Source organism: Micromonospora sp. NPDC005305 (assembly GCF_040607315.1).
GTDB lineage: Bacteria > Actinomycetota > Actinomycetes > Mycobacteriales > Micromonosporaceae > Micromonospora.
This window is the reverse complement of sequence record NZ_JBEXGL010000028.1, coordinates 1-13,091: the sequence shown is the minus strand read 5'-3', so window position 1 is coordinate 13,091 and position 13,091 is coordinate 1. Positions and strand designations below refer to the sequence as shown.

Genomic DNA, 13,091 nt, shown 5'->3' with positions numbered 1-13,091 from the left:
TCGGATTTCCGACTGATCGGATACCGGGCCAGGACGGTGTGATGCGTTCCCGCAGTACGAATCTCCGTACGAAGATCATCGCCCTTCTGGCGTCCCTGATCGCGCTCTGGGCCTTCGCCGCGTGGGTGACGGTGCGCGACGGGTTCAACCTGCTCGGTGTGCAGGCGCTCAACGCGCGGGTCTTCGAGCCGGCCGATCCGCTGCTGCTCCAGCTCCAGAACGAGCGGCGGCTGTCGCTGTTGTACCTCGGACAGTCCGACCCGGACCAGCTCTCCGAACTCGTCGCCCAGCGGCAGCGCACCGACGACAGCGCCGCCACGCTGTGGCGCTCCGCGCAGGACTGGCGCACCGAGATCCCCGCCAGCGACGAGCTGGAGCAGCGCATCACCGACCTGAAGACCCAGGTCGAGCAGCTCGGCGCGGTCCGCGCCGAGGTGGGCCGCAAGACCATCGACCGCACCGCGACGCTGGCCGCGTACAACGAGGCCGTCGACGCCATCTTCGGTGTCTTCGACGCGCTCGGCGGCCTGGACGACGACGAGATCGCCCGGGACACCGCCGCGCTCATCGACCTGAACCGGGCCCGGGAGCTGCTGTCCCAGCAGGACGCCCTGCTCACCGGCGCGGTGGCGGCCAACCGGATGACCGTGGCCGAGCAGACCGCCTTCGCCCGGCTGGTCGGCGCCCAGATGTTCCTCTCCGACCGCACCGCCCGCGACCTCGCCCCCACCGACCGGGCCCGCTACCAGCAGATGACCGAGGGGGAGTCGTTCCGGCAGCTCCGTGCCCTCCAGGACCGGGTGCTCGCCGCCAAGGGCAGCGACGTGCGCCCGCCCGTCACCGCCACGGCCTGGCAGGCCGCCTCCAGCCGCTCGATGGAGGACCTGCGCGGCGTGATCCTCGCCGGCGGCGACGACATCGTGGCCCGGGCCACCCCGGTCGCCGTCGGCGTCATCGTCCGGCTGGTGCTCGCCGCCGGCCTCGGCCTCATCGCGGTCGTCGCGTCCATCGTCGTCTCCATCACCACGGCCCGGGCGCTGGTCCGGCAGCTCGAACGGCTGCGCGAGGCGGCGTTCCGGCTGGCCAACGAGCGGCTGCCCAGCGTGGTCGAGCGGCTGGGCCACGGCGAGGAGGTCGACGTCGCCCGCGAGGCGCCGCCGCTGCAGACCGGTGACGACGAGATCGGGCAGGTCGGCAAGGCGTTCAACGCCGTGCAGGAGACCGCCATCCGCACCGCCGTCGAGCAGGCCGAGCTGCGCCGCAACGTCCGCGAGGTCTTCCTCAGCCTGGCCCGGCGCACCCAGGCGCTGGTGCACCGCCAGCTCACCCTGCTCGACGCCATGGAACGCCGGGAACACGACGCCGAGGAACTGGAGGACCTGTTCCGCGTCGACCACCTGGCCACTCGGATGCGGCGCAACGCGGAGAACCTGATCGTCCTCTCCGGCTCCACGCCCGGCCGGGCGTGGCGGCGCAACGTGCCGATGGTCGACGTGGTGCGCGGCGCGGTCGCCGAGGTCGAGGACTACACCCGCGTGACCGTGCGGCCGCTCGGCCCCGTGTCGCTGACCGGCCGGGCCGTCGGCGACGTCATCCACCTGCTGGCCGAGCTGATCGAGAACGGCCTCTCCTTCTCGCCGCCGCACACCACCGTCGAGGTGCGCGGCATGATGGTGTCCAACGGCTTCGCCATCGAGATCGAGGACCGCGGCCTCGGCATGGGCGCGGAGGAACTGGCCGCCGCGAACCGGCGCATCGTGGACCGGTCCGAGCTGAACCTGGCCAACGCCGCCCGCCTCGGCCTGTTCGTGGTCAGCCGGCTCACCGAGCGGCACGGGGTGAAGGTGCAGCTCAAGGAATCGGCGTACGGCGGGACGACCGCCGTGGTGCTGATCCCGCTCGAACTGGTCACGCACGACGGGCCGGACCCGAGCATCTCCGGCGGCTTCCCGGTCGGCGCCGGGCAGCCCGCCCCGGCGGCGCCCGCCTCCCCGGCGACGGAGAGCGCGGCGGCCGAACCCGCGGGCGATCGGCCGGCCGCCACGGTGGCCCTCGCCGAGAGCGCCGATCTGGCCGAGCCGGTCGCGGACGGCACGGAACCACCCGCCCCGGCCCGCGAGGACGACTCGGACGAGCCGCGGCTCACCCCGTCCGGGCTGCCGGCGCGTACCCGGAAACGGCAGCCCGCACTCGGCGAGCCCACCGTGGCGCTGACCCCGGTGGAGGCCCGGCCCGCGGAGGCCCCACGGCCCGAGGCGCGCGCGGACGGCGGCGCGGCGGACGGCGTGGTGCCGGCCCGCACCGACGGCGGGCTGCCCGTCCGGGTCCGGCAGGCCAACCTGGCGCCGGAACTGCGGCACGACCAGACCGCCGCGGACGACGACGGCGGGGACGACGACGACACGGTGCGCCCACCGGAGCAGGTGCGCCGAATGATGAGCTCCTACCAGAGCGGCACCCGACGCGGCCGGACCGACGCGGCCCGGCTGCTCGGCGGGGCGCACGAAGCCGGCGCGCCGGACACCGGCGACGGTCAGGCGACCTAGGGACCGCCGATCCGGCGATCCCGGACGAGCACGGCACACCAGCCGGGGGAGAAGAGGACGACGAGTGGCGCAGAAGACGGCTTCGAGCGCAGACCTGACGTGGTTGCTGGATGACCTGGTCGGCCGGGTCAAGCAGGCGGAACACGCCGTGGCGCTCTCCACCGACGGACTGCTGATGGCCTCGTCCCGCGGGTTGAGCCGGGACGACGGCGAGCACCTGGCGGCGATGGCGGCGGGCATCCAGAGCCTGGCCCGGGGCGCGGGGAAGCGGTTCGGCGGTGGTCAGGTGCAGCAGACCATCATCGAGATGCAGTCGTCGTTCCTGTTCGTCACCGCGGCCGGCCGCAACGCCTGCCTGGCCGTGCTGGCGTCCGAGGACGCCGACGTCGGCCTGATCGCGTACGAGATGGCCATGCTGGTCACCCGGGTCGGCCGGTTCGTCGCCTCACCGACACGGGAACAGCCCCTCGGCGAGAACCCGGCGCGATGACCGGCCAGGGGGAGACCGCGGAGCACGAGTGGGTGGACGACCACGCGGGCCCGGTGGTGCGCCCGTACGCGGTGACCGGTGGCCGGGCCCGCCCGGTGACCGGCACGTTCGATCTGATCTCCCTGGTCACGGCGACCCGGGCGGAGGTGGCGTCGGAGTCCGGGCTCGGCCCGGAGCACGTGGCGATCGTCGGTCTCTGCCAGCGGATCCAGTCCGTGGCCGAGATCGCCGCCCACCTCGACCTGCCGGTGGGCACCGTCCGGGTCCTCCTGGGTGACCTGGCGGCCCGCAGTCTGGTGCAGGTGCGTGAGCCGCGGGCGACCCCCGCCGGCGTTCCCGACGACAGTGTTTTCGAGGCGGTAATCAATGGACTACGGGCGCTCTGAGCGGCCGGCGGGTGCGGCGCCGCTGCCCACCGCGATCAAGATCCTGATCGCCGGCGGTTTCGGCGTGGGCAAGACCACCCTGGTCGGCGCGGTCAGCGAGACCCGGCCGCTGCGGACGGAAGAGGTGCTGACCGAGACCGGGATCGGCATCGACGACCTGTCCGGTGTGGAGGAGAAGACCACCACCACCGTGGCGATGGACTTCGGCCGGATCACCCTCAGCGACGACCTGGTGCTCTACCTGTTCGGCACCCCCGGGCAGGACCGGTTCTGGTTCGTCTGGGACGAGCTGGCGCTGGGGGCCATCGGGGCGGTGGTGCTCGCCGACACCCGCCGGCTGGCCGACTGCTTCCCGTCGATCGACTACTTCGAGGGGCGCGGCACGCCGTTCGTGGTGGCGGTGAACTGCTTCGAGGGCGCCAAGCAGTTCCGGCTGGACGAGGTGCAGGGGGCGCTCGACCTGGACCCCGACGTTCCGGTGGTGCTCTGCGACGCGCGGAATCGGGAGTCGGTCAAGGAGGTACTGATCACGCTGCTGGAGTACGCCATGAAGCTGCGCGAGGAGCGCCGCCGGGCCGCCGGCGACTGACTCCGGCGGCGGGCGCTGCCATGATGGGGCGATGTCGACGGAATCCCGGCACCTGAGCGTGCACATCGACCGGCCCGTCGCCGACGTCTACGCCTTCGTCGCCGAGCCGGCCAACCTGCCCCGCTGGGCGCCCGGCCTGGGCAGCTCGGTGGTGCGGGAGCAGGGGGCCTGGTTCGTCGAGACACCGGAGGGCCGTGCGCGGGTCACCTTCGCCCCACGCAACGAGTACGGCGTGCTCGACCACGAGGTCGTGACGCCCTCCGGCGAGACGGTGTACGTGCCGCTGCGGGCCGTCGCGGACGGCGACGGCTGCGAGGTGGTCTTCACGCTGCGCCGCTCGCCCGGCATGACCGACGCCGAGTTCGAACGGGACGCCGGGCTCGTCAGCGGTGACCTCGCCCGGCTCAAGGAGGTGCTGCAAACCGGGACGCCGTGACGGGTCAGCTGCGGCGGAGCACCAGCGTCACGAAGCCCAGCACGTTGCGGTACCCGCGCAGCCACTGGTCGCGGTGCTCCCGGGCGGCGGTGAGCGCCTCGGCGGCGTCGGGATGGCCGGGATTGTCCAACGCCCACTCGGTGAGCGAGCCGATCCACGACCATTCGTAGTCGTCCCACTCGGCGTCGTCGCTGACATGGGCGTACACCGGCGTCCAGCCGGCCCGCTCGGCGGCGTCGACCAGGCCGGCGAGGTCGGTGAACTCCTCCGGCTTCGCGTCGAGCGCCGCGAGTGCCTCCGGCGTCGGCGGGACCTGCCAGAACCCCTCACCGACCATGAGGATGCCGTCGGCGTTCACCTGCCGGCCGGCCAGCTCCAGCGTCTCGCCGAACCCGCCGAACGCGTGTGCCGACCCGACACACAGCACCAGGTCGTAGTCGCCGTCCGGCACGTACGTCCGGGCGTCGCGCTCGTGCAGGGTGAGCCGGTCGGCGAGGCCACGCGCCTCGGCGGCGCCGGCGGCGCGTTCGAGGGCGTACCGGCTGACGTCCACGCCGTCGGCGTGCCCGTCCGGGTAGTGAGCGAGGGCCTGCAGCGCCCAGGACCCCTCTCCGCAGCCGAGGTCGAGGATACGAGCCGCGGGTTGGCGGCCCGCCCGGCGCAGGAGCCGGTTGACGTTGACACCGAAGATCGGAGCCGCGATCGGATGGTGCGAGTGCGCGATGCTGCTGAGCCGTTGACGATCCACCGCCAGAGTCAACACGAGTCCGCTTGACGCCGCACCCGGGTTGTCCTGCCGCCAAGGTCGCCGGCTGTTCACCTAGGATCTTGCTGGCCGCCCTGCGGGAGCTCGGCGGTGTGGCGACACCCGAGGTGATCCTGGCCGACCGGGAACTGCTGGTGTTGTCGGTGCTGCGGCCCCGGCCGCGCAGCGAGACGTTCTGGGAGCGGTTCGCGCACGCGCTCGCCCGCCTGCACACGAGCACGACCCATCCGCGCTTCGGCTGGCACCGTGACAACTGGCTGGGCCGCCGCCGGCAGATCAACACCTGGGAGGACGACGGCTTCGCCTTCTTCGCGCAGCACCGGCTGCTGCGGTGGCTCGGGCAGCCCCGCGTCGACGCGGCCCTCGACGCCGGCGACCGGGCGGCACTGGAGCGGTTGTGTCACCGGCTGCCCGACCTGCTGCCCGACCGGCCGGCATGCCTGACGCACGGCGACCTGTGGGCACAGAACGTCCTGGCCACGCCGGACGGGCAGCCCGCGCTGATCGACCCGGCCGTCTCCTACCTGTGGGCCGAGGTCGACCTCGCGCACCTGTGGTCCACCTCGCCCCCGCCCGAGGCGCAACGGTTCTTCGAGGTCTACGCGGAGCTGACCGCCCTCGACCGCGACTGGCAGGCCCGCATGCCGATCGTGCAGCTGCGGCAACACCTCGCCGTGCTGGCCCAGTTCGACGACGACTGGGGCGCGGGCGACCAGATCCGCGCCACCCTCGCCCCGTTCCGGACGCGAGCCTGACAGTCGCCCGTCAGGCGGCGAAGTCGACGCCGGCGAGGGAGACGGCGCGGTAGGCGGCGAGGCGTTCGGCTTGCCCGACGATGCTCTCGCGCGTGGTGGCGGACAGTGCCTGCCACGGCTGGACGGCGACCTTCAGCGTCCTGCCGGCCTTGCGGGGACGCCAGGTGCCGACCAGTTGACCGTCGACCAGGACGGCGCCCGGGCGGCCCAGCACCGGCCACAACTCCTTGGCACGTGCCGGGTCCGGCACCAGGGTCGCGCGGTCCTTGGCCTGGAGGAAGAGGTCGAACGGGCCCAGCAGGCGGGTGGCCGTGGTGTCGGCCGATTCCAGCGCCTGCTCGTCGGCGGCCAGCAGCGAGCGGGCCTCCCCGTCGACCAGCACCTCGACGACATCCTCGGGCCAGCGTGCCTTGACCTCCTTGACCGGGGCGTCGAGGTAGTCGGCCACCTGCTTGGGGGTGGCCGGGCCGAGCAGACGAAGGTACGCGCGGATGAGGTCGAACCGGTCGCCCGCGGTGGCGGCCTTCGTGAACCGCGCGATGCGGTGCAGGACCGGCGGCGAGGTGTCGAGTTGCAACTCCAGCCCGGCCCGTACGGCGGCCAGCCGGAACGGCATCTCGTAGAGGTGGGTGGCGTCGCACGGCCGGCAGAACCGCAGATAGGGCTCGGGCACCACCTCGGCCAGGCGGCGGGAGACGTCCCCCTTCACCATCGGCTTGGTGACGATGGCGCGCAGCTGAGCGGCCAGCTCGTCGAGGGCCGCCAGGTTGGCGATGCCGGCCGCCTTCAACGGCCTGGCGGCGTCATAGATGCGCTTGCCCGCGTCGGCGTCGGAGAACGGCTCGACCGCGGCCGCCACCGTGCCCGCGTCGGCACGGCGGTAGAGGTGGGGAGCACCGCGCACGGTCCACAGCAGGATCAGATCCTCCGCGGACAACGCCGGCACATCGACCCCGCGGATGGCCAGCGCCCACCGGCCGCCGTCCGTGCCGGTGTCCTGCACCCCGAGATCGAGCACGGCGGTGTCGTCGAGCGTGCCCTCGGCCCGGTCGAGCTGCTGGGCCCGCACGCGGAAGTTCATCACCTGGCGTTGATCGACCACCCCGGTACGGTACCCAGCGGCCCTGACAAACGTCCCTGAGCAGGGCGGGACGCTCCGGGGGACTGGAGGTGGCGCTCAGCCGCGCTTGGCCATCGCCACGAAGCGGGTCCAGGCGGCCGGGTCGAAGGTGAGCACCGGTCCGGTCGGGTCCTTGGAGTCCCGCACGCCGACGACGCCCGTGAGATTGTCCGCGACCTCGACGCAGTCGCCGCCGTTGCCGCCGCTCTTGGTGCTCTTGCGCCACCGGGCGCCGATCAGGTCCATGCTGTCGCCGCTTCTCTCAGGAGGTCCAGGGACCGACTGCGGGGGAGAGCTTCGCCCCGGATGCGTTCCCACCGGCGCTCCAGCGTAGCAATCTCGGATGCCTGGTCGATGATCTGCGCGCGCGCTTGGCTGTCGACGTGCGCCACCCGCGTGCCGTCCCGCAGCTCCGCGAGGGTGAAGGGCCCGTCGAGCCCGGGATACGTCGGCGTGTCCCGCGGCACGACGTGGAGTTGGACGCTGGGCAGTTCGGCGCAGGCGACGAGATGGGCCAGCTGCGCGGCCATGAGCCGGCGGTCGCCGGCCGCGGGGCGGCGCAGAACCTGCTCGTCCACCACCGCGACGAAGAACGGCCCGCGTTCCCGGGTGAGGATCGCCTGCCGGTCGAGCCGCGCCGCGACCAGATCGGCGACCTCGGCCGTCGTGAGCGGCTGGCCGAGGAACGTGGCGCGGGCATAGGCCCCGGTCTGGAGCAGTCCCGGCACCCAGGCGAGCTGGAACGCGCGCAGCGCGACTGCCTCGCGCTCGATGTCGACCCAGGGCCGGAACCACACGGGCTCGCGGCGCTGGACCGCGTCCGGCCAGAGCGCATCGACAGGCCGGCCGAGGAGGCTTGCGACGGTGGCGCGGTGCCGGCCCTGAGGGATGTGCCCGGGGTTTGCCCACCGGGCGACCGTCTTCGGATGCACACCGAGCTGACCAGCCAGGCTCTCGGCCGTGTGGCCCGCCTCTGCCAGTGCGGCGACAAACGCGTGGTTCATGCCTGTCCCCTCCGGAACAAAACAACCGTCCACAGGAGATTACATAACGCTGTGTGATTGTCCGGCAACCCCCGGAAGGCTGCTGTGCAGACGACGCCGAGGAGGGACGACGATGCCCGAGAACAAGCCGCAGCCGACAAGCGGTCCGCCGCCGCCCCGTCCGATCGTGCCGGGCCCGATCGGGCCGCTCGTCCCTCCGTACCCTGGCCCGGGCCGAATGACCAACGGCGTGCCCGAAACGCGCTGGCGGACCCGCGGCGGCCCGGCCGTCGCGCACACCGCGAGCGGCCCGTCCTGGCGGTGTGACGCCTGCGGCCGGGACTGGCCCTGCCCGGCGCTGCGGGCGATCCCGACGGACGCCGCCCGGCGCGCGACCCTGATCCCGGAGTTCTCCCGGATCACCCGCCGCGCGATCCGCGACCTGCGCGGCCGGCCGGGTGGCCCCGACCCGGTCGCGATCGTGCGCCGCTTCCTCTGGTTCCTGCCGCTCACCGACGAGGAGGCACGGGCGGTCGCGCTGAGGCTCCGGTGAGCGGCGTGCCACGTCGGTGGCTCGGCGCCGGCGACGTCGTCCTCCTGTCCCGGGCCGCCTCCCCGCAGTTCGTGGTGCCGATCAGCGTCCGCCTGATCCGCGAGGTCCCCGACCGGCACCCGCCCTGGGGGTGGACCTGGATCGAGGGCTACCAGCTCGACTCCCGGGGCCTGGCGACCGCCAAGCGGGAGCTGTTCGTGCTGGTCGAGGGGGTCCAACTCACCGTCGTCCGGGCGGGAAACGCCGAAGGGCCGCTTCCCGCGAGCGCGGGAAGCGGCCCTTCTCAGCCGTGCCGACCTCAGTTGGCGATCATGCGGCGCAGCACGTACTGCAGGATGCCGCCGTGCCGGTAGTAGTCGGCCTCACCGGGGGTGTCGATGCGGACCACGGCGTCGAACTCCACGCCGGTGTCGGTGGTGACCTTCACGGTGCGCGGGGTGTCGCCCTCGTTGAGGGCGGTGACGCCGCTGATCGAGAAGGTCTCCGTGCCGGTCAGGCCCAGCGACTCGGCCGTGGTGTCGACGGGGAACTGCAGCGGCAGGACGCCCATGCCGATGAGGTTCGAGCGGTGGATCCGCTCGTACGACTCGGCGATGACGGCCTTGACCCCGAGCAGCATGGTGCCCTTGGCCGCCCAGTCGCGGGACGAGCCGGAGCCATACTCCTTGCCGGCCAGGATGACCAGCGGGACCCCCGCCTCCTGGTACGCCATCGAGGCGTCGTAGATCGAGGTCTGCTCGCCGGTCAGGTGGTTGACCGTGAAGCCGCCCTCGACGCCCGGCACGAGCTGGTTGCGCAGCCGGATGTTGGCGAAGGTGCCCCGGATCATCACCTCGTGGTTGCCGCGGCGGGAGCCGTACGAGTTGAACTCGTGCCGCGCCACGCCGTGCTCGGCGAGGTACCTGCCGGCCGGGGAGTCCGCCTTGATCGAGCCGGCGGGGGAGATGTGGTCGGTGGTCACCGAGTCGCCCAGCTTGGCCAGCACCCGAGCCGCACTGATGTCCTGCACCGGCTGCGGGTCGCGCTCCATGCCCTCGAAGTACGGGGGCTTGCGCACGTAGGTCGACTCGCCGGCCCAGGCGAAGGTGTCGCCCGTCGGGGTCGGCAGCGACTGCCAGCGCTCGTCACCGGCGAACACGTCCGCGTACGCGGAGCTGAAGCCGGTGGCGCCGATCGCCGAGGCGATGACGTCCTGGATCTCGGCGGTGTTCGGCCAGATCTCCCGCAGGAACACCGGGTTGCCCTGCGCGTCCTCGCCGATCGGCTCGTTCGCCAGGTCGATGTCCATGGTGCCGGCGAGCGCGTACGCGACCACCAGCGGCGGGGAGGCCAGGTAGTTCATCTTGACGTCCGGGTTGATCCGGCCCTCGAAGTTCCGGTTGCCGGAGAGCACCGAGACGACTGCGAGGTCGCCGTCGTTGACCGCGGCCGAAACCTCCTCCGGCAGCGGGCCGGAGTTGCCGATGCAGGTGGTGCAGCCGTAGCCGACCAGGTTGAAGCCGAGCTTCTCCAGGTAGGGCGTGAGGCCGGCACGGTTGTAGTAGTCCATGACGACCTTGGAGCCCGGGGCCAGGGTGGTCTTCACCCACGGCTTGCGGGCCAGGCCCTTCTCCACCGCGTTCCGGGCCAGCAGCGCCGCCCCGATCATGACCTGCGGGTTCGAGGTGTTGGTGCAGGAGGTGATCGCGGCGATCACCACTGCGCCGTGGTCCAGCTCGTACTCGGCGCCGTCGGCGCCGGTCACCCGGACCGGGTTGGTGGCGCGGCCACCGGCCCCCGCCGCGGCGGTCTCCAGGTCCCGCGGCTCGTCGGCCGGGTCGCTGTAGTCGTTGGCCGGCGGGTCGCTGGCCGGGAAGGACTCGGCGCTGGCCTCGTCGGCCGGGCCGGCCGCCCCGCTGGGCAGCTTCTCCCGCGGCACGCTCGGCTTGAGATCGCGCTCGCCGTCCACCTGGCCCTCGGCCACGTAGTCGGTCAACGCCGAGCGGAACAGCGTCTTGGCGCTGCCCAGCGGCACCCGGTCCTGCGGCCGGCGCGGGCCGGCCAGGGACGGCTCGATGGTGCCGAGGTCCAGCTCCAGGCGCTCCGAGTACTCCGGCTCGCGCTCCGGGTCGTGCCAGAGGCCCTGCTCCTTGGCGTACGCCTCGACGAGCGCGACCTGCTGCGGGTCGCGGCCGGTCAGCTCCAGGTAGCGGACGGTCTCGCCGTCGATCGGGAAGATCGCGACGGTGGAGCCGTACTCCGGGGACATGTTGCCGATGGTGGCCCGGTTGGCCAGCGGCACCGCGCTCACGCCGGGGCCGTAGAACTCGACGAACTTGCCGACCACACCGTGCTTGCGCAGCATCTCGGTGATGGTGAGCACCAGGTCGGTGGCGGTGGTGCCGGCCGGCATCTCGCCGGAGAGCTTGAAGCCGACGACCCGCGGGATCAGCATGCTGACCGGCTGGCCGAGCATCGCGGCCTCGGCCTCGATGCCGCCGACGCCCCAGCCCAGCACGCCCAGGCCGTTGACCATCGTGGTGTGCGAGTCGGTGCCGACCACGGTGTCCGGGTACGCCTGGCCGTTGCGCTCCATGACCGTGCGGGCCAGGTACTCGATGTTGACCTGGTGCACGATGCCGGTGCCCGGCGGGACGACCTTGAACTCGTTGAACGCGGTCTGGCCCCAGCGCAGGAACTGGTAGCGCTCCTTGTTGCGCTCGTACTCCAGCTCCACGTTGCGCTCGAAGGCGTCCTCGCGACCGAACAGGTCGGCGATGACCGAGTGGTCGATGACCAGCTCGGCCGGGGCGAGCGGGTTCACCTTGGTGGCGTCGCCGCCCAGGTCGCGGACGGCCTCGCGCATGGTGGCCAGGTCGACGACGCAGGGCACGCCGGTGAAGTCCTGCATCAGCACCCGGGCCGGGGTGAACTGGATCTCCACGCTCGGGTCGGCGGTGGGCTCCCACGCGCCGAGCTGCCGGATGTGGTCGGCGGTGATGTTCGCGCCGTCCTCGGTCCGCAGCAGGTTCTCCAGCAGGATCTTCAAGCTGTAGGGCAGCCGGTCGTGGCCCTCCACCTTGTCGATCCTGAAAATCTCGTAGCTCGCGTCTCCGACGCGTAGCTGGGTCTTCGCACCGAAGGTGTCGAGGCTCGCCACGTCGTACTCCTTCACACCAGCGACCGTGAGTAGTCCTGAGCAGTTTGTCGCACCGGCCGGGGTGCCGCCGTGGTTAGGCGACACTTACCTGCGTCGGTCTCAACAAAACCGTACGTCCGTCTTGCTATTCGCGCAACCTCGTGCCAGGGTTCGGGACGAGGAGGTGCCACCATGATCCATCACGTCCTGCTGGCCTGCCCGCGCGGCTCCGAGGAAACGTCCCGGTCGTTCTACGCCGGCCTGCTCGGGCTGGTCGAGAAGGCCAAACCGCCGGCCCTCGCCGCCCGCGGTGGTTGCTGGTTCACCGGGTACGGCGTCGAGCTGCACCTCGGCGTCGAGGACGACTTCCGCCCGGCCCGCAAGGCGCATCCGGCGCTGCTCCGCACCGACCTGGACCGGCTCGCCGCCCGGCTCGACGCCGCCGGCCACCCCGTGACCTGGGGCGACGAGGAGATTCCCGGCATGCGGCGGTTCCACACGTACGACCCGCACGGCAACCGGCTGGAGTTCCTCGCCCCCGCCGGCTGAGCCCGCGCGGGTAGGGTTCGGGGGTGGTCGACGTCCAGCACTGGCTCTCCGCGCTGCCCCCGGGCGTGATCTATCTGATCGTCGCCGGGGTCATCGGCGTGGAGAGCATGGGCATCCCGCTACCCGGCGAGATCGTGCTGGTCAGCTCCGCGCTGCTCGCCGCCGCCGGGGTGGTCGAGCCCGAGTGGGTGGCCACCGCCGCCGCGGCCGGCGCCATCGTGGGGGACTCCATCGGGTACGCCGTGGGCCGCCGCGGCGGGCGGCCGCTGCTCGAACGGCTCGGCCGGCGCTTCCCGAAACACCTCGGCCCGGCGCAGCTCGCCCGCGCCGAGCAGAGCTTCGCCCGGCACGGCGTCTGGGCGGTCTTCTTCGGGCGGTTCGTCGCCCTGCTCCGCATCCTCGCCGGCCCGCTCGCCGGGGCGCTGCACGTGCCGTACCGCCGGTTCCTGGTGGCCAACGCGGCCGGCGGCCTGGTCTGGGCGTTCGGCACCACGTACCTGCTCTTCTCCGTGGGCCGCGCCGCCGAGCACTGGCTCAAGGACATCTCCTGGGCCGGCCTGGTCCTCGCGGTGCTCGCCGGCCTGGCCAGCACCTGGTGGTTGCGCCGCCGCGCCCGGCACCTGGAACAGGTCGAGGTGCCCGACGAGGCCGACGAGCCGGTGCACGCGGGCGACCGCTGACAACGACGAAAGGGCCCGACCCCTCGTGGGGTCGGGCCCTTGTCGTGTGGCTTCCGGTGGATCAGGACGCCGAGTAGCCGCGGGTGGCGATCCAGTCGGCGAGGTTGTCCACGCTGATGC

Annotated in this window: 15 protein-coding genes; 10 read left to right on the top strand and 5 right to left on the bottom strand. The window is 72.5% G+C overall.

Annotation, left to right across the window (positions count from 1 at the left end; genetic code table 11):
* Nucleotides 1-41: 41 nt before the first annotated feature.
* The 5 genes from ABZS80_RS29660 to ABZS80_RS29640 all read left to right on the top strand — a co-directional run bounded on the left by ABZS80_RS29660 (nt 42) and on the right by ABZS80_RS29640 (nt 4,447).
* Nucleotides 42-2,546, top strand: coding sequence for a nitrate- and nitrite sensing domain-containing protein (locus tag ABZS80_RS29660; RefSeq protein ID WP_355060981.1), 2,505 nt, complete (start codon nt 42-44; stop codon nt 2,544-2,546).
* Nucleotides 2,547-2,610: 64 nt separating this feature from the next.
* Entirely contained in the window at nt 2,611-3,036 is a 426-nt protein-coding gene (locus ABZS80_RS29655) for a roadblock/LC7 domain-containing protein (RefSeq protein WP_091320827.1), read from the top strand.
* Nucleotides 3,033-3,422, top strand: a complete 390-nt coding sequence (locus ABZS80_RS29650; protein ID WP_355060979.1) for a DUF742 domain-containing protein — start codon at nt 3,033-3,035, stop codon at nt 3,420-3,422. Before ABZS80_RS29655 ends, ABZS80_RS29650 begins: the two co-directional genes overlap by 4 nt.
* Entirely contained in the window at nt 3,403-4,011 is a 609-nt protein-coding gene (locus tag ABZS80_RS29645; RefSeq protein ID WP_355060977.1) for an ATP/GTP-binding protein, read from the top strand. The genes ABZS80_RS29650 and ABZS80_RS29645 overlap by 20 nt, the downstream gene beginning before the upstream one ends.
* Before the next feature lie 31 nt (nt 4,012-4,042).
* Nucleotides 4,043-4,447, top strand: a complete 405-nt coding sequence (locus tag ABZS80_RS29640; RefSeq protein WP_355060975.1) for an SRPBCC family protein — start codon at nt 4,043-4,045, stop codon at nt 4,445-4,447.
* Between the two features lie 4 nt (nt 4,448-4,451).
* Here ABZS80_RS29640 and ABZS80_RS29635 read toward each other — a convergent pair whose 3' ends face one another.
* The gene (locus tag ABZS80_RS29635) at nt 4,452-5,195 is read right to left on the bottom strand and encodes a class I SAM-dependent methyltransferase (RefSeq protein WP_355060973.1); all 744 of its coding nucleotides are present in this window, start codon (nt 5,193-5,195) and stop codon (nt 4,452-4,454) included.
* An 80-nt stretch (nt 5,196-5,275) separates the two neighbouring features.
* Between ABZS80_RS29635 and ABZS80_RS29630 the strand changes: the two genes are divergently transcribed.
* A complete protein-coding gene (locus ABZS80_RS29630; RefSeq protein ID WP_355060971.1) occupies nt 5,276-5,968 on the top strand; it encodes a fructosamine kinase family protein in 693 nt (230 codons plus the stop codon).
* A 10-nt stretch (nt 5,969-5,978) separates the two neighbouring features.
* On the opposite strand, the gene ABZS80_RS29625 is transcribed toward ABZS80_RS29630, so the two are convergent.
* From ABZS80_RS29625 to ABZS80_RS29615, 3 genes are all read right to left on the bottom strand, one after another.
* Complete coding sequence (locus ABZS80_RS29625; protein ID WP_355060969.1) at nt 5,979-7,070, bottom strand: winged helix DNA-binding domain-containing protein; 1,092 nt, start codon at nt 7,068-7,070, stop codon at nt 5,979-5,981.
* A 75-nt stretch (nt 7,071-7,145) separates the two neighbouring features.
* Complete coding sequence (locus ABZS80_RS29620) at nt 7,146-7,334, bottom strand: DUF397 domain-containing protein (RefSeq protein ID WP_355060968.1); 189 nt, start codon at nt 7,332-7,334, stop codon at nt 7,146-7,148.
* Nucleotides 7,325-8,092, bottom strand: a complete 768-nt coding sequence (locus ABZS80_RS29615; protein WP_355060966.1) for a DUF5753 domain-containing protein — start codon at nt 8,090-8,092, stop codon at nt 7,325-7,327. Before ABZS80_RS29615 ends, ABZS80_RS29620 begins: the two co-directional genes overlap by 10 nt.
* Before the next feature lie 217 nt (nt 8,093-8,309).
* Between ABZS80_RS29615 and ABZS80_RS29610 the strand changes: the two genes are divergently transcribed.
* Nucleotides 8,310-8,624, top strand: coding sequence for a hypothetical protein (locus ABZS80_RS29610; protein WP_355060965.1), 315 nt, complete (start codon nt 8,310-8,312; stop codon nt 8,622-8,624).
* Between the two features lie 5 nt (nt 8,625-8,629).
* Nucleotides 8,630-8,977: a hypothetical protein gene (locus tag ABZS80_RS29605; RefSeq protein WP_355060963.1), complete on the top strand. Its 348-nt coding sequence runs from the start codon at nt 8,630-8,632 to the stop codon at nt 8,975-8,977.
* On the opposite strand, the gene ABZS80_RS29600 is transcribed toward ABZS80_RS29605, so the two are convergent.
* Nucleotides 8,923-11,778 carry an aconitate hydratase gene (locus ABZS80_RS29600; RefSeq protein ID WP_355060961.1) on the bottom strand — a complete coding sequence of 952 codons (2,856 nt, stop codon included), beginning with the start codon at nt 11,776-11,778 and terminating at the stop codon, nt 8,923-8,925. The two genes, ABZS80_RS29605 and ABZS80_RS29600, sit on opposite strands and share 55 nt — an antisense overlap.
* A 156-nt stretch (nt 11,779-11,934) precedes the next feature.
* Between ABZS80_RS29600 and ABZS80_RS29595 the strand changes: the two genes are divergently transcribed.
* A complete protein-coding gene (locus ABZS80_RS29595; RefSeq protein ID WP_151463993.1) occupies nt 11,935-12,291 on the top strand; it encodes a VOC family protein in 357 nt (118 codons plus the stop codon).
* A gap of 23 nt (nt 12,292-12,314) precedes the next feature.
* Nucleotides 12,315-12,971: a DedA family protein gene (locus ABZS80_RS29590; RefSeq protein WP_355060959.1), complete on the top strand. Its 657-nt coding sequence runs from the start codon at nt 12,315-12,317 to the stop codon at nt 12,969-12,971.
* Nucleotides 12,972-13,091: the final 120 nt, after the last annotated feature.